Below are 18,049 nucleotides of genomic sequence, written 5' to 3' on the forward strand. Positions count from 1 at the left end.
GCGTACGCCGTCCTGGGCGGCGCGGACTTCGGTGCCGGCTTCTGGGACCTCGTCGCCGGCAGCCCGGAGCGCGGGCAGGCCCCCCCGCGACCTCGTCGAGCACTCGCTCGGCCCGGTGTGGGAGGCCAACCACGTCTGGCTGATCTTCATCTTCGTGGTGACCTGGTCGGCGTTTCCCACGGCGTACGCGTCCATCTGGCTGACGATGTTCGTCCCCCTCACCCTCGCGGCCCTCGGCATCGTGCTGCGCGGGGCGAGCTTCGCGTTCCGCAAGTCGGTGAGGACGCTGCGCTTCCGCCGGGTCTTCGGTGGTGGGTTCGCGATCTCCTCGGTCCTGGTGCCGTTCTGCATGGGCGCGATCGCCGGCGGGATCGCGTCCGGACAGGTGCCGTCGGGCGGCCGGGCCGGCGACCCCGTGCACAGCTGGCTCAATGCGACGTCGGTGGTGACCGGGGTGCTGGCGGTCGCGGTCGCGGCCTACGTGGCCGCGGTCTACCTGGTGTGGGACGCCCGCCGTGCCGGCGACGCCACCCTGGTCGTGTACTTCCGGCGCCGCGCCGTGCTGGCCGCCGTGGTGGCGGCCGTGCTGTCCGTGGTCGGGCTGGTGGTCGTGCACGCGGAGGCTCCCCACGTCTTCGACAGGCTCGCGTCCCGGGCCCTGCCGTTCGTGCTGCTCAGCGTGGCGTGCGGCGCCGGCGCGCTGGTGCTGCTGGTCCGGGACGCGACCCGCGGCGCACGGGTGCTCGCCGTGACGGCCGTGGCCGGGATCATCGTCGCCTGGGGGGTGGCGCAGTGGCCCTACCTGCTCCCCGAGACCCTGACCGTCCAGGACGCCGCCGCGCCGTCCGGCACGTTGACCGCGCTGGCGGTCGCCGTGGTCGCGGCGCTGCTGGTCGTGCTGCCCGGGTTCGTCCTGCTGTTCGTGCTCGTGCAACGCCGGTTGCTGCCCGAGGAAGGCGTCGACGACGCCGGCGACCGTCCGCTCCCCGGGTGAGCCCAATCATCTGCGGCGGGTGAGGTGCCACCGAGATCGAGGGGCGAATCGTGGGCATCGCCCCCACGCCGTCACACACCGCGAAGGAGTCTCGACGTGAGCACCACGACCTCCCCCTTCCCGCCGATCGCCGACTACGCGTTCCTGTCGAACTGCCACACCGGTGCCCTGGTCGCGCCCGACGGGTCCGTCGACTGGATGTGCCTGCCCGCGTTCGACGCACCGAGCGCGTTCGGGAACCTGCTCGACCGGGGAGCCGGATCGTTCCGGTTCGGGCCCTACGGGATCAACGTCCCGACCGCCCGCGCCTACGTGCCCGGCACCAACGTGCTGTCGACGACCTGGCACACGCGCGGGGGATGGGTGGTGGTGCACGACGCGCTGACGATGGGGCCCCGGCAGGGCGAGGACACCGTCACGCCGCACACCCGGCCGCCGGCCGACGACGACGCCGACCACATGCTGGTCCGCACCGTCGAGTGCCTGGACGGCTCGGTGGAGGTGGAGCTGGTCTGCGAGCCGGCGTTCGACTACGGCCGGGTGCCCGCCACCTGGAGCCAGGTCGACGAGCACGCCGCCGACGCCAGCGGGGCCGACGGGACCTTCCGCCTAGCCACCGACATGCTCGTCGGGATCGAGGGTCCCTCGGTGCGGGCCCGGCACGTGCTCTCGAAGGGCGACAAGGCGTTCTGCGCCCTCTCCTGGAACGGCACGGCGGTGCCGGCGGACGCCGAGGACGCCGCCCGGCGGATCGACGCCACCATCCAGTTCTGGCGCGACTGGCTGGACCGGGCGCGGGTGCCCGACCACCCGCTCCGCACGCACCTCGAGCGGTCCGCACTCACGATCAAGGGCCTCACGTACATGCCGACCGGTGCCACCGTGGCCGCCTCGACGACCTCGCTGCCCGAGACGCCGCACGGCGAGCGGAACTGGGACTACCGCTACACGTGGATCCGCGACACGACGTTCACGCTGCAGGCGCTGCACTACCTCAACCTCGACTGGGAGGCCAACGAGTTCATGCAGTACGTCGCCGACCTCGAGCCGAACCCCGACGGGTCCCTGCAGATCATGTACGGGATCGACGGCCGCCGCGACCTCACCGAGTCGACCCGGGACGACCTGTCGGGCTACGAGGGGGCCCGGCCCGTGCGGGTCGGCAACGGCGCCTTCGACCAGCGGCAGAACGACGTGTTCGGAGCCGTCCTGGACTCGATCCTGCTGCACACCAACCGGAGCCGGCACCTGCCGAGACGGCTCTGGCCGCTCGTGAAGTCCCAGGCGGAATGTGCCATCGAGGCGTGGCAGAAGCCCGACCAGGGCATCTGGGAGGCCCGGGGCGAGCCCCGGCACTACGTCTCCTCGAAGCTGATGGGCTGGGTCGCCCTCGACCGGGCCGCCAAGCTCGCCGAGATCCGCGACGACGAGAAGCTCGCCGCCTCGTGGCGGGCCACGGCGGAGCAGATCCGCGCGGACATCCTCGAGCACGGGGTGAGCGACCGCGGGGTGCTGCGCCAGCACTACGACACCGACGCGCTGGACGCCTCGACCCTGCTGGCGGCGCTGTTCGGGTTCCTGCCACCCGACGACGAGCGGCTGCGCAAGACCGTCGACGCGATCGAGGAGGAGCTCACCGAGAACGGCTTCGTGCTGAGGTACAAGACCGACGAGACCGACGACGGCCTGTCGGGCAAGGAGGGGACGTTCCTGATCTGCTCGTTCTGGCTGGTCTCGGCGCTGGCCGTCGTCGGCGAGCGGGACCGGGCCGAGAGCCTGATGGAGCGGCTGGTCCGGATCACCTCCCCGCTGGGCCTGTACGCCGAGGAGTTCGAGGTCGACCGGGCCCGGCACCTCGGGAACTTCCCGCAGGCGTTCTCCCACCTGGCGCTGATCCAGGCGGCCGGCCGGATCATCCTGGCCGACTTCCGGGAGGAGCTGTCGCTGTGACCGGGCAGCCGGACGGCGCCCCGTGCGTCGTCGTCCTGGGCGGCGGCCTGGCGGGGGTCGCGTGCGCGCACCGGCTCGGTGACGAGGGGATCCCGGTGACCCTGGTCGACCGGCACGACTACCACCAGTTCCAGCCGCTGCTCTACCAGGTGGCGACCTCGCAGCTCCCGGCCGAGGACGTCGCACGCCCGCACCGGACGATCTTCCGCGAGCACCCCACCGTCGAGGTCCGCACCGCGGAGGTCACGGAGGTCGACGTGGAGGCTCGGAGCCTGACCCTCGCCGGGGGCGACGTCGTGGACGGCTCGCACCTCGTGATCGCGGCCGGCGGGCGGGCGGAGTACTTCGGCGTGCCAGGTGCCGCCGAGCACGCCTTCCCGCTCTACTCGGTCGCCGACGCCGAGCGGCTGCGGCTGCACTTCCGGGAGCTCTTCGTGTCCGCGGGCAAGGACGAGCAGGCGCTCGCCGACGCGCTCGACGTCGTCGTCGTGGGCGGCGGCCCGACCGGCGTCGAGGTGGCCGGCGCGTTCGCCGAGCTCACCCACGCCCTGGCGGCGCTGGGCGACATCCCCCGGCCGGGACGGATCATCCTGGTGGACCGGGGAACGGCGTTGCTCGGGGCGTTCTCCGAGAAGTCCCACAGGTACGCACAGGAACGGCTCACCAAGGAGGGCGCCGAGATCCGGCTGGGCACCGGTGTCGCCGCCGTGCACCCCGACCGGGTCGAGCTCGACGACGGCTCGGTCATCCCCACCCGGACGGTGATCTGGGGCGGCGGCGAGTCGGCGGCCCCGATCGCGGCCGCGGCCGGGCTGCCCACCGGACGGGGTGGCCGGATCGACGTACGGGCCGACCTCACGGTGGACGACGACCACCCGCACGTGTACGCCGTGGGCGACGTCGCGAACATCCCGTCGAAGAAGAGCGGCCGGCCCCTGCCGCAGCTCGGCTCGGTCGCCCAGCAGTCCGGCCGATGGGTGGGGGACAACATCCTGCGCGAGCTCGACGGGAAGCCGGCGCATCCGTTCGAGTACAAGGACAAGGGCATCATGGCGATGATCGGCCGCAACGCGGCCGTCGCCGAGGTCGGGAAGTACCGGCACCAGGTCGAGGGCCCGGTCGCCTTCGCCGCGTGGCTGGGCGTGCACGCGATGCTGCTCAGCGGCGCCCACAGCAAGACGGACGCGTTCCTCGCCTGGGCCTGGGAGTACTTCGACCGCGACCACGCCGCGGTCGTCGAGAGCTCGACGACGCCGCAGCGGATCGCCTGGGGGGACGACGCGGCGGACGAGCCCCACATCTCCGTCGAGCGCGAACCTCGGAGCGTCGACGTCGGCCATCCCTGAGGAGGCAAGGCATGTCAGACCACTACGACGTGATCATCGTGGGATCCGGTGCCGGCGGCGGCACCCTCGCGCACCGGCTGGCACCGTCCGGCAAGCGCGTGCTGGTCCTGGAGCGGGGCGACTGGCTCCCCCCGGGAGATCGAGAACTGGGACGCCCAGGCGGTCTTCGTCGACAACCGCTACGTGTCGCCCGACACCTGGTTCGACGGCCACGGGCACGCGTTCCAGCCGCAGGTGCACTACTTCGATCGGCGGCGCCACGAAGTTCTACGGCGCCGCGCTGTACCGGCTGCGGGAGCGTGACTTCGGCGAGCTCAAGCACCACGGCGGCATCTCGCCGGCGTGGCCGCTCGGCTACGACGTGATGGAGCCCTACTACACGGCGGCCGAGAACCTCTACCAGGTGCACGGCGCTCGCGGCGTGGACCCGACCGAGCCGCCGGCCTCGGCGCCGTACCCGTTCCCGCCGGTGTCGCACGAGCCTCGGATCCAGCGGCTCTTCGACGACATGGCCGACGTCGGCCTGCACCCGTTCCACTCGCCGTCGGGCGTGATGCTCGACGAGGTGCGCCCCGAGCGCAGCGCCTGCATCCGGTGCGCGACGTGCGACGGCTTCCCCTGCCTGGTCCACGCGAAGGCCGACGCGGACGTGGTCGCGGTGCGGCCGGCGCTGGAGCACGACAACGTCACCCTGCTCCGCACCGCCCGGGTGCGCCGCCTGGAGACCGACGCCAGCGGCCGCACGGTGTCAGCCGTGCTCGCCGAGGTGGCGGGGGGAGGAGCAGCGGTTCAGCGCCGACGTCGTCGTGCTCTCTGCCGGTGCGGTGAACTCGGCGGTGATCCTGCTCGCCAGCGCCAACGACCGGCACCCGCGGGGGTTGGCCAACGGCTCGGACCAGGTCGGTCGCAACTACGTGTTCCACAACAGCCGCGCGTTCCTGGCGGTGTCCAGGGAGAAGAACGACCCCGGTTCCAGAAGACCCTGGGCCTCAACGACTACTACTTCTGGGACCCCGACTTCGACTACCCGATGGGCAACCTGCAGATGGTCGGGAAGTCGTCGGCGCCGATGTACAAGGGCGAGAAGCCGGTCGAGGCGGGCCTGGCGCCGCTGTTCGCGCTCCGCGACGTCGCCGAGCACGCGGTCGACTTCTGGCTGTCGGTGGAGGACATCCCGGAGCCGGACAACCGGGTCACGCTGGACGCCGACGGGCGGGTCGTGCTCGCCTGCACGCCGAACAACCAGGAACCGATGGACCAGCTCTACCACCGGACCAAGAAGCACCTGGGCCGGCTGGGCATGCACCCGCACCACCTGGTGCCGCGCAACGTCTACATGAAGAACGACGTGCCGGTGGCCGGCTGCGCCCACCAGGCCGGGACCGTGCGGTTCGGGACCGACCCGGCTACCTCGGTGCTGGACGTGAGCTGCAAGGCGCACGAGGTCGACAACCTCTACGTGGTCGACACCGGCTTCTTCCCGAGCATCGGCGCGGTGAACCCGGCCCTCACCGCGATCGCCAACGCACTGCGCGTCGGGGACCACCTGCTCGAGCGGTTGGCCTGACGGCTCTCAGCCCGGGAGCCAGGGAGTCCGCCAGCCTCCGAACCCGTCGACCAGCCGGGCGGCTCCCGGCGGACCCCAGGTCCCGGGCTGGTAGCTCTCCACCGGTGGGGGCGCGTCCAGCAACGGCTGCATCACCCGCCAGGTCTCCTCGACGCTGTCCTGCCGCGAGAACCGCGTGCTCTGGCCGTTCATGGCGGCGTGCAGCAGCACCTCGTACGGCGTCGGTCCCTCGCCGCCCTCCGACGCGAACTCCATGTCGAGCTCGATCGGCGCGATCCGGGCCAGGTCCGCGCGGTGCGCGTCCACCTGGATCCGGACGCCGGTGGTGGGGTCGAGCCGGACCACGATCTGGTTGGGCTCCGCGTGTCCGGCCAGCCCGAACCCCAGCTTCGGCGGGCGCTTGAACACCAGCCGGAGCTCGGTCTGCGTGGCGGGGAGCCGCTTCCCGGTGCGGATGAAGAACGGCACGCCCGCCCAGCGCCAGTTCTCGATCTCCAGCCGCAGGGCGGCGTAGGTCTCGGTGGTCGATCCCTCGGCCACGCCGGGGATGGCGCGGTACCCGTCGTACTGACCGCGGACGTAGTGGGCGGGGTCGGCCTCGACGACCGCGCGGAACAGCGCGACCTGGGCCTCCTTGAGCGTGGCCGGGTCGCCGCGCGAGGGGGGCTCCATCGCGGCGGCCGCGACCACCTGCATCAGGTGGTTCACGACGACGTCGCGCAGCGCGCCGACCGGGTCGTAGAAGTGGCCGCGGTCCTCGACCCCGAAGTCCTCGGCCATCGTGATCTGCACGCACTCGAGGTAGTTGCGGCTCCACAACGGCTCGAGGATGGCGTTCGCGAACCTGAGGTGCAGGATCTCCTCCAGTCCCATCTTCCCGAGGTAGTGGTCGATCCGGAAGAGCTGCGACTCGTGGATGTACTGGTGGAGCTCGTCGGCGAGCTGCCGGGCGGACTCCCGGTCGTGCCCGAACGGCTTCTCGACCACGACGGTGGCCGCCGCCGTCAGGCCGGCCCCGGACAGCCCCTTGACCACGCGTCCGAACAGGAACGGCGGGATCTCGAGGTAGAAGACCGGCGCCTTCGCGTCCGTGATCGCGGCGCCCAGCCGCTCGTACGTCGCGGGGTCGGTGAAGTCGCCACCGACGTACGACAGCCGCTCGGCGAACCGGTCGAAGACGACCTTGTCGAGGATCTCGCCGGTCTGCTCGATCGACGTCCTGGCCCGCTCGACGAGCTGGTCACGGGTCCAGTCGTCCGCCGCCACCCCGACGATCGGGCAGCTCAGCAGCCCGCGTTTCTCCAAGCGGTACAGGGATCGGAAGGTCATCACCCGCGCGAGGTCGCCCGTGATGCCGAACACCACGAGCACGTCCGCGGGTCGCGTCGCGCGGCCGGTGGCTGTCGCTGTCATGCCCTCCACCGTGCCCGGGCAGCCACGCCGATTGCCTCGCCCGGGGTGGATGATTCGCCGGGTCGGCGACGCCTCGGGCGGTCAGAGGTCGACGGCGCGCGGATGCCGCGGCTCGTACATCCCGACCTCGCCGCCCCCGGGCAGGCGGAAGCGGGTGAGCCGTCCCCACCGCTCCTCGGAGACGTCCTGGGTGAACTCGACGCCTTTGGCGCGAAGGTCCCGCATCGTCGACTCGACGTCGTCGCACATGAGGTACAGCTCGTGCCCGGACGGGCCGTCGGAGGGATGCACGGCGAGCTCCGCGGGAGGCAGCTCGAAGATCAGCCACCCACCGCCGGCGTCCAGGTGAGGCAGCTCCAGGACCTCGGCGAAGAAGGCCCGGTCCGCCTCCGGATCGCGACTGGACACGATGACATGGCTGCCGATGATCATCTGTCGAGGCTACGCGGCAGGGCGGGAAGCCTCGACCGTTGGTGCCGGCGCGGGGAGACTGGCCCCATGAGCTTCGACGTCGACGCGATGATGCGGCTGTGGTCCGAACCGCTGCCCGACTCCGACGAGGAGGCCGCGGCTGCCTTCCGCGCGCTCTACACCGACCCCGTGGTCGTCAACGGCGCGGCGCTGGGGGTCGCCGACCTCGTCGCCCGTGCGCGGGCCGTTCAGCGGACGTTCGAACGTCGCGACGACGAGGTCCTGGAGGTGGTCCGGGACGCCGACCGGGTCGCGGTGGCGTTCCGCATGTCCGGACGGCAGGTCGGTCCTCTCGCCACCACGCTGGGGCCGCTGCCGCCCTCGGGGGAGCACGTCGAGCTGCGGGTGATCGACATCCTCACCCTGACCGACGAGCGGGTGAGCACGATCTGGATGGTGGCCGACGAGCTCGGGACCCTGGTCGCCGCGGATGCCGTCGCCTGGAAGTAGCGGGTCGGTGGCGCGCGACCGTCGAGGGCGCCCGAGGAGCCGGACGGGTGTCGGAGGCGGAACCTAGGATCCCGGCCATGGACGTCCTCGACTGGCTTCTCGACGGTGACCCGGCTATCCGCTGGCAGGTGCTGCGCGACCTCGTCGACGCGCCGGCCGACCAGGTCGCCGCCGAGCGCGCCCGGGTCGAGACCGAGGGGTGGGGGGCCCGGTTGCTCGCCCTGCGCGACCGCGACGGTCAGTGGGACGGCGGCGCGTGCTTCCCGGGGCGCATCGCCGACGACTGGCGGGCCGGCATCGAGCACGACTTCTCCGACAGCCAGCCGTGGACCTCGACGCTGCCCACGCTGGTGCTGCTGCGCGACCTCGGCCTGGAGCCCTCGAGCCCGGCGGCACGCACGACGACCGCCCTGGTGGTGGCGAACTGCCGGTGGGAGCACGACGGCCAGGCGTTCTTCGACGGCGAGGTCGACGCGTGCATCAACGGCCGCACGCTGTCGGTCGGCGCCTGCTTCGGTGCCGACGTCGACGCCCTGGCCGCGCGACTCCTCGCCGACCAGCTCGACGACGGCGGCTGGAACTGCTGGACCGAGCACGGCGCCACCGTGTCGTCGTTCGACTCCACGATCAACGTGCTCGAAGGCCTGCTGGAGTACGAGCTCTCCGGCGGGACCGTGGCCGTGTCGGCCGCCCGGCGCCGCGGTGAGGAGTACCTCCTCGAGCGGCAGCTGTTCCGGCGCAGGAGCACCGGCGAGGTCCCTGCCCCGCGCTGGCTCCAGCTGTCCTGGCCGCCGCGCTGGCACTACGACGTGCTGCGCGCCCTGGACCACCTGCGTCGCACCGGCGCACCCCCGGACCCGCGGGTCGCGGAGGCCGTGCAGGTGGTGCGGGACAAGCGCCGCCCCGACGGCACCTGGGCGCTGGAGAACACCCACCCGGGGGAGACGTGGTTCGAGCTCGAGGACGGCGACGGACGACCGAGCAGGTGGAACACGCTGCGGGCCATGCGCGTCCTGGATTGGTACGACCAACGGTTGTCGGTTCGAGCGTAAAGTCGGTGCCGAGCCGTGCTGAAGGAGGGCCCCATGTCTTCGACGAGGCAGACCGACCTGCCCGACCACATCGATGCCGCTGTCCTGAAGATCGCGGGCGTGGTGGTGCTGGGCGCGATCATGTCGATCCTGGACATCACCGTCGTCAACGTCGCCCTGCCCACCTTCCAGACGGTGTTCGGCACCACGGGCCATCCGATCGCGTACTCCACGGTCGCCTGGTCCGTGACGGCCTACACGCTCGCCCTGGCCACGGTGATCCCGCTGACCGGCTGGGCGGCCGACCGGTTCGGCACCAAGCGGCTGTACATGACCGCCATCGCGCTGTTCGTCAGCGGCTCCGTGCTCTGCGCGACCGCGTGGAGCATCGGCGCCCTGATCGGCTTCCGGGTCCTGCAGGGGCTTGGTGGCGGCATGCTGATGCCGCTCGGCATGACGATCATGACCCGGGCGGCGGGACCGCACCGGATGGGTCGGCTGATGGCGATCCTCGGTGTCCCGATGCTGCTCGGCCCGATCCTCGGCCCGATCATCGGCGGCTGGCTGATCCAGGTCGCGAGCTGGCACTGGATCTTCCTGATCAACGCGCCGATCGGCCTGGTCGCGATCGTCTACGCCTGGCGGGTGCTGCCCCGTGACACCCCCGAGCCCTCGGAGTCCTTCGACTTCCTCGGCATGCTGCTGATGTCGCCCGGCCTGGCGCTGTTCCTGTTCGGGGTCTCCTCGATCCCCTCCGAGGGCACGGCGACCGCCCCGCGGGTCTGGGTGTCGATGCTCGTCGGCGCGACGCTGATGGTGCTCTTCGTCGTGCACTCGTTCCGCCCGGAGCACCCGCTGCTGGACCTGCGGCTGTTCCGGAACCGCAACCTCACGGTCTCGATCATCACCATGTTCCTGTTCGCCGCGGCCTTCTTCGGCGGGCTTCTGCTGGTGCCGACGTACTTCCAAGAAGTCCGGGGGGAGTCGACGCTGCAGGCCGGCCTGCTCGTCGCACCCCAGGGCATCGGCGCGATGATCACGATGCCGATCGCCGGGTCCCAGGTGGACAAGCACCCGATCGGCCGGATCGTCCCGTTCGGCCTGCTGTTCATCCTGATCGGGATGTTCGGGCTGACCCAGCTCACCGCCACCACGCCGTACCCGGTGATCATCACCGAGCTGTTCGTGATGGGGCTCGGGATGGGCGCGACGATGATGCCGCTGTTCACGTCGGCCCTGAAGACCCTCCGGGCGCACGAGGTCGCCCGCGGCTCGACCCTGCTGAACATCACCCAGCAGATCGCCAGCTCGGTCGGGGTCGCGATCATGTCCGTGCTGCTCACCAACCACCTCCAGGCCTCCAAGCTCGCCGGCCCCGCGATGGCGTCGCTGCACCTGCCGGCGCTGGCCGAGAAGATCCCCGCGGCCGCGATCGCGCAGGGGCTCGAGGACGCGGCCCACGCGTTCGCCGAGACCTACTGGGTGGCGTGGGGGATGGTGCTGCTGACGGTGGTGCCGGCGTTGTTCCTGCCCCGCAAGCGCGAGGAGGCGCACCTGCTCGACGACGAGGGCGTCCCGCCGGTCATCGTGCAGTGACCGGGTCACGGGTCCTCCGGACGGGCCAGGGGGTGGGGGCCCGAGAGGTCCTTGCCTGAGCGGGCGGACGGGGCGACAGTGGGAGCAGTGGTCCACCTCGTCGTCGAGGAGGTTGTCGTGAGCACTCTCATCGCGCCGCCGGAGCGGGTAGCTCGTCCCGGTCACCGTCAAGGGCGCCGCGCCCGGCGCGCCGAGCGCCGCCGGCTGCAGCGCCAGGACGCCCTGTCCGGTCGCCTCGCCGAGCTGCAGACCATCGACACCCTGCTCGAGCAGGCGGTCCAGGTCGTCGAGGCCGGTTGGGTCCAGGGCGCCTGGTTCACCGTCGCCACGGCCGGCGGGAGCCGCGCCGTGACGACGTACGACCTGAGCGCCGTCGTCAGCCAGCCGGTCACCGGCGCCTGCCTGGTCGGTGCCGTGGTGCACGCGGCGGGCGGCCCGGTCGAGGTCCGGTCGCAGCTCGTCCAGCGCACGCTCGACCTGGTCTGGCACGCCCTCCGTGAGGATCCCGGTCGCCCGGTCCGGTGGTGTCCCGGTCCGTGCACCCGCACCATGCACGTGCTCGAGATGACGTTCTGGAACGACTCCCCGGGGCGCACGCAGGGCGAGGTCGTCGACCTGCTCCGCGCGGCCCGGCAGACCGCTGACGTGCAGCGGGACCTGTGCCGGTCCGAGCAGGCCGACCTCGTCGGCTCAGCTCGTCCGTGAGAGCAGCCAGGACGGCCCGACGGAGGAGCCGCCCGCCGCGGTGACCCGCTCGCGCAGCGCGCGGTCCGCGGTGACGACGACGACGTCGTCGCCGTGCGCCCTGCGGGCACGGACCTCCTCCACGACCGCGTCGTCGCCCGAGCCCGGGGCGTGCACCGTCTCGACGGCACCGTCCCGGCCCGCGGGCCGGCCGCTCGTGGCCCGTCCCTCGAGGACCAGCACCACGACGTCGTGGTCCAGGTCGGCCCGGGCGAGGGACGCGTGCAGACGCCCGGCCGCACCGGCGCGATCTCGCCACCAGCCGTTCGGGCGGCTCCCGACCACGTTCGCGCCGTCGACCACCAGCACTCGCACGCCGCCAGCCTAGTTGTGCTGACGTCTCGCGCGGGTGAGGGTGGGAGCTGTCCGACCGGGCCGCCGTACGACGGTCCCGGCACCGCAGGGGAGGAGGCGCAGGTGTCGCAGACGGAGCTGCCCTCGCGCGCCTCGGTCGTGATCGTCGGTGGCGGGGTCATGGGGCTCAGCACCGCCTACCACCTGGCCCGTGCCGGCGTCCCCGACGTCGTCCTCGTCGAGAAGGGCGAGCTCGGCTCCGGCTCGACGAGCAAGGCCGCCGGCGGCGTGCGCGCCCAGTTCTCCGATGCGGTCAACATCGAGCTCGGCGCCCGCAGCCTGCGCGTCTTCGAGAGGTTCGGGGCGCTCTTCGACCAGGAGATCGACCTGCACCAGGTCGGCTACCTGTTCCTCCTGGAACGCCCCGAGCACGTCGAGGCCTTCGAGAAGAACGTCGCCCTGCAGAACGAGCTGGGCGTGCCCAGCCGGCTCGTCGACGTCGCCGAGGCGAAGGCCCTCTCGCCCCTGATCAGCACCGAGGGGCTCCTCGCGGCGGCGTACTCGCCGACGGACGGGCACTGCACCCCCCGAGAGCGTCGTCAACGGCTACGCGGGCGCCGCGCGGCGTGCCGGCGCGTGCCTGGTCCGGCACTGCGCGGTCACCGCCATCGACTCCAGCGGGGGGGACCGTGACCCGGGTCGTGACCGAGCGGGGTGCGGTGGAGACCGGCACGGTCATCTGTACGGCGGGCGCCTGGTCGCAGCCGCTGGGCGCGATGGTCGGCGTCGAGCTGCCGGTGCAACCGCTGCGCCGGCAGGTCCTGACCACCCGACCGGTGCCCGGCCTGGACCCGCGGACACCGTTCACCATCGACTTCTCCACGTCGTTCTACTTCCACGGCGAGGGCCGGGGCCTGCTGCTGGGCATGTCCGACCCGCACGAGACCCCGGGCTTCAAGCTCACCGAGTCCGACGCCTGGCTGACCGGGCTCGGCGCCGCGATCGAGCGGCGCGCCCCCGGCATCGGCGAGCTCGGGCTCGGACCCGGCTGGGCCGGGCTCTACGAGATGACCCCGGACCACAACGCGCTGGTCGGCGAGGCGGAGGGAGTCTCCCGCTTCCTCTACGCCACCGGCTTCTCCGGCCACGGCTTCCTGATGGGACCGGCGATCGGTGAGGTGATGCGCGACCTGTACCTCGGCCGGCCGCCCGTCGTGGACGTCAGCCCGCTGACCGCGGGACGCTTCGCCGGCCCGGGTCTGCGTCCCGAGCTCAACATCGTCTAGCCCGACCACCCCCTTCGAGGCCCCGACCCAGAGCGTCACCAGAGGAGCACCCATGATCGGCACCATGCGACAGATCCCCAGCGGCTCGGCCCTGCACCGGCTCGCGCTCGACACGGCCACCCGCTGCGGGGTCGACGTGGGCGCCGTGGCCGGCGACGTGATGACCGTCTCGCCGGTCAACGGTGAACGGCTCGTCGACGTCGGCTGGAGCGACGGCGCCGCGGTCGACGACGCCGTCACCCGTGCCCAGGCAGCCTTCGTGCAGTGGCGCCGCGTCCCGGCCCCGGCCCGGGGTGCGCTAGTCAAGCGGCTCGGCGAGCTGCTGGCCGTGCACAAGGACGACCTCGCGACGCTGATCAGTCTCGAGGTCGGCAAGATCACCTCCGAGGCCCGCGGTGAGGTGCAGGAGATGATCGACATCTGCGACTTCGCGGTCGGCCTCTCCCGGCAGCTCTACGGCCGCACCATGCCCTCCGAGCGCCCGGGGCACCGGCTGATGGAGACCTGGCACCCGCTGGGCGTGGTCGGTGTCATCAGCGCCTTCAACTTCCCCGCAGCGGTGTGGTCCTGGAACACCGCGGTCGCCCTGGTGTGCGGCGACCCGGTCATCTGGAAGCCGTCGGAGCTGGCTCCGCTCACCGCACTCGCCAGCCACGCGATCCTGACCCAGGCGATCGCCGACTGCGGGGCGCCCGCCGACCTCACCCAGGTGCTCGTCGGGGGCGCGGACGTCGGCGAGGCGCTGGTGGACCACGCCGGCGTCGCCCTGCTCAGCGCGACCGGCTCGACCCGCATGGGCCGGGCGGTCGGACCGCGCGTCGCGGACCGCTTCGGCCGCTCGCTGCTCGAGCTCGGGGGCAACAACGCCGCGGTCGTGAGCCCGACCGCGGACCTCGACCTGACCACCCGCGGGGTGGTGTTCTCCGCGGCGGGCACGGCCGGCCAGCGGTGCACGACCATGCGCCGGGTCATCGCCCACCGCAGCGTCGTCGACGAGCTCACCGACCGCCTGTCCTCCGCCTACGCGCGCCTGCCGATCGGCAACCCCCTCGAGGACGGCACCCTGGTCGGGCCGCTCATCCACCGCGCTGCCTACGAGGGCATGGAGCGGGCCGTCGAGCAGGCCGTCGACGAGGGCGGCAAGCTCGTCGCCGGTGGTGGCCGCGACCTCGAGGAGGCCGCCCCCGACGCGTTCTACGCCCGGCCCGCAATCGTGCGCATCGACCGGCAGACCGACGTCGTGGCCCGCGAGACGTTCGCGCCGCTGCTCTACGTGCTGCCCTACGACGACTTCGAGGAGGCCGTCGCGCTGAACAACGCCGTACCCCAGGGGCTGTCCTCGAGCGTGTTCACCTCGGACCAGGCCGAGGCGGAGAAGTTCCTGTCCGCCGAAGGGTCCGACTGCGGGATCGTCAACGTCAACATCGGGACGTCCGGCGCCGAGATCGGTGGTGCGTTCGGCGGGGAGAAGGAGACCGGCGGTGGCCGCGAGTCGGGCTCCGACGCCTGGCGTGCCTACATGCGCCGGGCGACCAACACCGTCAACTACTCCGGCGAGCTGCCCCTCGCCCAGGGCGTGAGCTTCACGGTCTGACGGACGCAGGAAGACCGAGGTGACGTCGATGAGCACTGCCCGGACGGTGAGCAGCACCGAGCTGCGCACCCGGTTCGCAGCCCGCCTCTCGCAGCTGTACGGCGCCGAGGTGCCCGCCTACCGGACGCTGGTCGAGGTCTCCCAGGAGGTGAACCAGCGCGTCGTCGCGCGCGAGGGCGCCGAGGCCGAGCGCCTGGGCAGCATCGACCGGGTCACCGCGGAACGGCACGGCGCGATCCGGGTGGGCACGCCCCGGGAGCTGGCCCAGGTGGCCCGGGTGTTCGGTGCCCTGGGCATGACGCCGTGCGGGTTCTACGACCTGCGCGACGCGGCGCCGGCCGCGATCCCCGTCGTCTCGACCGCCTTCCGTCCCCGGGACCGTGCCGAGCTGGCCGCGAACCCGTTCCGGGTGTTCACCTCGATGCTGGTCCCCGAGGACCGACGGTTCTTCGACCCGGACCTCGAGGAGCGGCTGCGCAGGTTCCTGGCCGCCCGGGAGCTCTTCCCCGCCGAGCTCCTGGCCCTGGCGGACGTCGCGCTCGAGCACGGCGGGCTCCCGGCCGCCGACGCGGACCGGTACCTCGACCTGGCCGCCGGCTCCTTCGCGCTCTCCACCGATCCGGTCGACCGGGCCTGGTACACCGAGCTCGAGCACGTCTCCGGCGTCGCGGCCGACATCGGCGGGGTGACGTCGACGCACGTCAACCACCTCACCCCCCGGGTGCTCGACATCGACGACCTCTACACGTCCATGCAGGCCCGCGGGATCGAAATGATCGACGAGATCCAGGGGCCGCCGCGGTGGGACGGCCCGGACGTGCTGCTGCGGCAGACCTCGTTCCGCGCCCTGGCCGAGCCGCGCACCTTCTCCGAGGCCGACGGGACGCTCGCGCAGGGGGCGCTGCGGGTCAGGTTCGGCGAGGTCGAGGCCCGGGGCATCGCGCTCACCCCGGCCGGCCGGGACCGCTACGACGAGCTGGTCGCCGAGGTGGACCGGCGGCTGGCCGACGACCCCGGGAGCCGCCGCGCCGACGTGGCACCGCAGGTGTGGAGCGAGGGGCTGCCGGCCACGGAGCGCGGCCTGTGCCTGGCCGGTCTGGGCTTCTTCACGTTCCGCGTCGACGGCGACGTCGCGGCCGGGCGCACGACCCGGGAGCAGGGTGCCGCGCTGGCGCAGGGGGACCTCGACACGCTGGTCCGCGCCGGCGTGCTGCACCCCGACCCGATCGTCTACGAGGACTTCCTGCCGCGCTCGGCGGCCGGCATCTTCGCCTCGAACCTGACCGGCGGCGGGGCCGTGGACGCCGAGCAGGGCGGGGCCGAGCGCGACGCGGACTGGATGGCCGACGTGATGGGCCGGCCGGTCGACGTGCCCGAGGAGGTCTACGCCCGGGAGGCGGCAGCGTCCCTCCGCGCGGCCGAGCAGGTCCTGGGTCGCCGGATCGGCCCCGCGACGGGAGCTGGCGTGCCGCAGGACGGGTGACCTACCCGTTCCGGGGGCGCAGCCGGGTGGCGCGGGGGAGCCTCCGGTCCATGCGCACGCGGTCCGTGCGGGCTGTCGACGCACCGGCCGGGCCGCCGTACCGTGGTGGGGAGGAGAGGGCGATGACGACGGAGCGCGCCACGTGCGTGGTGGTCGGCGGCGGTCCCGCCGGCATGGTGCTGGGCCTGCTGCTCGCGCGGGCCGGGGTCGAGGTGCAGGTGCTCGAGAAGCACCGGGACTTCCTGCGCGACTTCCGGGGCGACACGGTGCACCCCTCCACCCTGGAGCTGGTCGACGAGCTCGGGCTGGGGGACCGCTTCGGCAGCCTGCCGTACAGCCAGGTGGACAAGGTCGAGTTCCCGGCCGGGGAGGGCCGCACCGTGGTGGTGGCCGACTTCCGCGGGCTCCGGGTCCGGCACCCGTACGTCGCGATGGTGCCGCAGTGGGACCTGCTCGACCTGCTCGCCGACGCCGCGAAGGAGGAGCCGACCTTCACGCTGCGGATGAGCACCGAGGTGACCGGCCTGGTCCGGGAGGCCGGCCGGGTCCGCGGGGTGGTGTACCGCGCGCCGGACGGCGCCACCGGACAGGTCCGCGCGGACCTGGTGGTGGCGTGCGACGGCCGGTGGTCGGTCGTCCGGCAGCGGGCCGACCTGCGGCCGCACGAGTACCGTGTCCCGCTCGACGCCTGGTGGTTCCGCCTCCCGCGGACGTCCCAGGACAGCCAGAACGCCCTCACCCCGCGCGCGGGTCCGGGTCGGTTCGCCGTGGTGATCCCGCGTACCGACTTCCTCCAGATCGCCTACGTCGCCCGCAAGGGCACGGATCCCCAGCTGCGCGGCCGCGGGATCGAGTCGTTCCGGCACGACGTCGCGGACCTGATGCCGGAGCTCGCGGACCGGGTCGGCGCCATCGCCTCGATGGACGACGTGTTGCACCTCGACGTGCGGCTGAACCGGCTCCGGCGCTGGCACGTGGACGGCCTGCTGTGCATCGGCGACGCGGCGCACGCCATGTCACCGGTCGGCGGCGTCGGGATCAACCTGGCGGTGCAGGACGCGGTGGCGGCCGCGACCCTGCTGGCGGGCCCGTTGCTGCGGGGCGCGGTGACCACGCGTGAGCTCGCGGCCGTGCGGAGGCGCCGGCTGTCGGCGACGGTCGCGGTCCAATCCCTGCAGCGGATGATGCACCGGGGCCTGGTGCAGCCGATCCTGGACGGACGGCGCCTGGGGCCACCCGCGCCGGTGCTCGCGGTGCTCGAGCACGTCCCGCGTGCGTCGTACCTGACGGCCTACCTGATCGGGGTCGGGATCCGGCCCGAGCACGCGCCGCCGTTCGCGGCCCGCCCCACCCCCGGGGTCCCGGTCGCGGACCGCAGGAGGGTCGGTCCGAGCCGCCTCGCGAGCCGCCTGCCCGGCCGCCGGCTGGCCCGGTGACCCGCGGGCGGATCCTCAGTCCGCACCGCTGTCCCGGTCGGCGAGAAAGGCCATCCAGGCGGCGTCGCCGGAGCTGATCCGGTCGACCTCCTCGCCGGCGTCGCAGCGGAGCAGCGCCACCGTGACCGTCGTCGGGTGCCGGGCGAGCACGCGCCAGACGCCGCCGGACTGCTGCCACCGGAGCAGGGTGTCGACCAGATCCTGGCCCGTGCCGCCGTCGTCCCGCACCTGTCCGCCACCTCCGGCCGCGTCGTTGATCACCGTGGGCCCAGTGTCCCGCAGGACCGCGTCCCTCAGGATCGCCGGACCGGGCCGAGCTCACGCGCGCCGAACACCCGGGCCAGCCGCCGACGGCCGCGTTCCCCCTGGACCGGCTGGTCGAGGAGGGACTCCT

General features: G+C 72.8%; 18 protein-coding genes. 14 read left to right on the plus strand and 4 right to left on the minus strand.

What is annotated here, in order from left to right; genetic code table 11:
• The first annotated feature begins 31 nt into the window (after window positions 1–31).
• The 5 genes from KRR39_RS02325 to KRR39_RS02345 all read left to right on the plus strand — a co-directional run bounded on the left by KRR39_RS02325 (window position 32) and on the right by KRR39_RS02345 (window position 5,857).
• Window positions 32–994, plus strand: coding sequence for a cytochrome d ubiquinol oxidase subunit II (locus KRR39_RS02325; protein ID WP_302053538.1), 963 nt, complete (start codon window positions 32–34; stop codon window positions 992–994).
• A gap of 96 nt (window positions 995–1,090) precedes the next feature.
• Window positions 1,091–2,944: a glycoside hydrolase family 15 protein gene (locus KRR39_RS02330; protein ID WP_216940407.1), complete on the plus strand. Its 1,854-nt coding sequence runs from the start codon at window positions 1,091–1,093 to the stop codon at window positions 2,942–2,944.
• A complete protein-coding gene (locus KRR39_RS02335) occupies window positions 2,941–4,290 on the plus strand; it encodes an NAD(P)/FAD-dependent oxidoreductase (RefSeq protein WP_216940408.1) in 1,350 nt (449 codons plus the stop codon). Before KRR39_RS02330 ends, KRR39_RS02335 begins: the two co-directional genes overlap by 4 nt.
• 11 nt (window positions 4,291–4,301) lie before the next feature.
• On the plus strand, window positions 4,302–4,655 hold the full coding sequence (locus tag KRR39_RS02340) for an NAD(P)-binding protein (protein ID WP_216940410.1): 354 nt from the start codon (window positions 4,302–4,304) through the stop codon (window positions 4,653–4,655).
• Window positions 4,655–5,857, plus strand: a complete 1,203-nt coding sequence (locus KRR39_RS02345; RefSeq protein ID WP_216940412.1) for a GMC oxidoreductase — start codon at window positions 4,655–4,657, stop codon at window positions 5,855–5,857. Before KRR39_RS02340 ends, KRR39_RS02345 begins: the two co-directional genes overlap by 1 nt.
• Window positions 5,858–5,863: 6 nt before the next feature.
• Here KRR39_RS02345 and zwf read toward each other — a convergent pair whose 3' ends face one another.
• Window positions 5,864–7,270 (minus strand): glucose-6-phosphate dehydrogenase, encoded by a 1,407-nt coding sequence (gene zwf, locus KRR39_RS02350; protein WP_216940413.1) that lies wholly within the window; start codon window positions 7,268–7,270, stop codon window positions 5,864–5,866.
• A gap of 81 nt (window positions 7,271–7,351) precedes the next feature.
• Window positions 7,352–7,702 carry a VOC family protein gene (locus tag KRR39_RS02355; RefSeq protein ID WP_216940415.1) on the minus strand — a complete coding sequence of 117 codons (351 nt, stop codon included), beginning with the start codon at window positions 7,700–7,702 and terminating at the stop codon, window positions 7,352–7,354.
• 66 nt (window positions 7,703–7,768) lie between these two features.
• Here KRR39_RS02355 and KRR39_RS02360 point away from each other — a divergent pair, with 66 nt between their 5' ends.
• The 4 genes from KRR39_RS02360 to KRR39_RS02375 all read left to right on the plus strand — a co-directional run bounded on the left by KRR39_RS02360 (window position 7,769) and on the right by KRR39_RS02375 (window position 11,523).
• On the plus strand, window positions 7,769–8,191 hold the full coding sequence (locus KRR39_RS02360; protein WP_216940416.1) for an ester cyclase: 423 nt from the start codon (window positions 7,769–7,771) through the stop codon (window positions 8,189–8,191).
• Between the two features lie 77 nt (window positions 8,192–8,268).
• Window positions 8,269–9,243 (plus strand): hypothetical protein, encoded by a 975-nt coding sequence (locus tag KRR39_RS02365; RefSeq protein WP_216940418.1) that lies wholly within the window; start codon window positions 8,269–8,271, stop codon window positions 9,241–9,243.
• A gap of 33 nt (window positions 9,244–9,276) precedes the next feature.
• A complete protein-coding gene (locus KRR39_RS02370) occupies window positions 9,277–10,818 on the plus strand; it encodes a DHA2 family efflux MFS transporter permease subunit (RefSeq protein WP_216940420.1) in 1,542 nt (513 codons plus the stop codon).
• 117 nt (window positions 10,819–10,935) lie between these two features.
• Window positions 10,936–11,523: a DUF6197 family protein gene (locus tag KRR39_RS02375; protein ID WP_216940422.1), complete on the plus strand. Its 588-nt coding sequence runs from the start codon at window positions 10,936–10,938 to the stop codon at window positions 11,521–11,523.
• Here KRR39_RS02375 and KRR39_RS02380 read toward each other — a convergent pair.
• Window positions 11,509–11,877, minus strand: coding sequence for a hypothetical protein (locus KRR39_RS02380; RefSeq protein WP_216940424.1), 369 nt, complete (start codon window positions 11,875–11,877; stop codon window positions 11,509–11,511). The genes KRR39_RS02375 and KRR39_RS02380 overlap by 15 nt on opposite strands.
• Before the next feature lie 102 nt (window positions 11,878–11,979).
• On the opposite strand from KRR39_RS02380, the gene KRR39_RS25820 reads away from it, so the two are divergent.
• The 5 genes from KRR39_RS25820 to KRR39_RS02400 all read left to right on the plus strand — a co-directional run bounded on the left by KRR39_RS25820 (window position 11,980) and on the right by KRR39_RS02400 (window position 17,655).
• Complete coding sequence (locus KRR39_RS25820; RefSeq protein WP_367303701.1) at window positions 11,980–12,549, plus strand: NAD(P)/FAD-dependent oxidoreductase; 570 nt, start codon at window positions 11,980–11,982, stop codon at window positions 12,547–12,549.
• Window positions 12,546–13,142, plus strand: a complete 597-nt coding sequence (locus KRR39_RS25825; protein WP_367303702.1) for an NAD(P)/FAD-dependent oxidoreductase — start codon at window positions 12,546–12,548, stop codon at window positions 13,140–13,142. The genes KRR39_RS25820 and KRR39_RS25825 overlap by 4 nt, the downstream gene beginning before the upstream one ends.
• Window positions 13,143–13,206: 64 nt before the next feature.
• A complete protein-coding gene (gene amaB / locus KRR39_RS02390) occupies window positions 13,207–14,736 on the plus strand; it encodes an L-piperidine-6-carboxylate dehydrogenase (RefSeq protein WP_216940425.1) in 1,530 nt (509 codons plus the stop codon).
• Window positions 14,737–14,764: 28 nt separating this feature from the next.
• Window positions 14,765–16,219 (plus strand): 2-oxoadipate dioxygenase/decarboxylase, encoded by a 1,455-nt coding sequence (hglS, locus tag KRR39_RS02395; protein ID WP_216940427.1) that lies wholly within the window; start codon window positions 14,765–14,767, stop codon window positions 16,217–16,219.
• Between the two features lie 122 nt (window positions 16,220–16,341).
• Window positions 16,342–17,655: an FAD-dependent oxidoreductase gene (locus KRR39_RS02400; RefSeq protein WP_216940429.1), complete on the plus strand. Its 1,314-nt coding sequence runs from the start codon at window positions 16,342–16,344 to the stop codon at window positions 17,653–17,655.
• 15 nt (window positions 17,656–17,670) lie between these two features.
• On the opposite strand, the gene KRR39_RS02405 is transcribed toward KRR39_RS02400, so the two are convergent.
• Window positions 17,671–17,916, minus strand: a complete 246-nt coding sequence (locus tag KRR39_RS02405; protein ID WP_254185467.1) for a hypothetical protein — start codon at window positions 17,914–17,916, stop codon at window positions 17,671–17,673.
• Between the last annotated feature and the right edge of the window lie 133 nt (window positions 17,917–18,049).

The organism is Nocardioides panacis, assembly GCF_019039255.1.
GTDB lineage: Bacteria > Actinomycetota > Actinomycetes > Propionibacteriales > Nocardioidaceae > Nocardioides_B > Nocardioides_B panacis.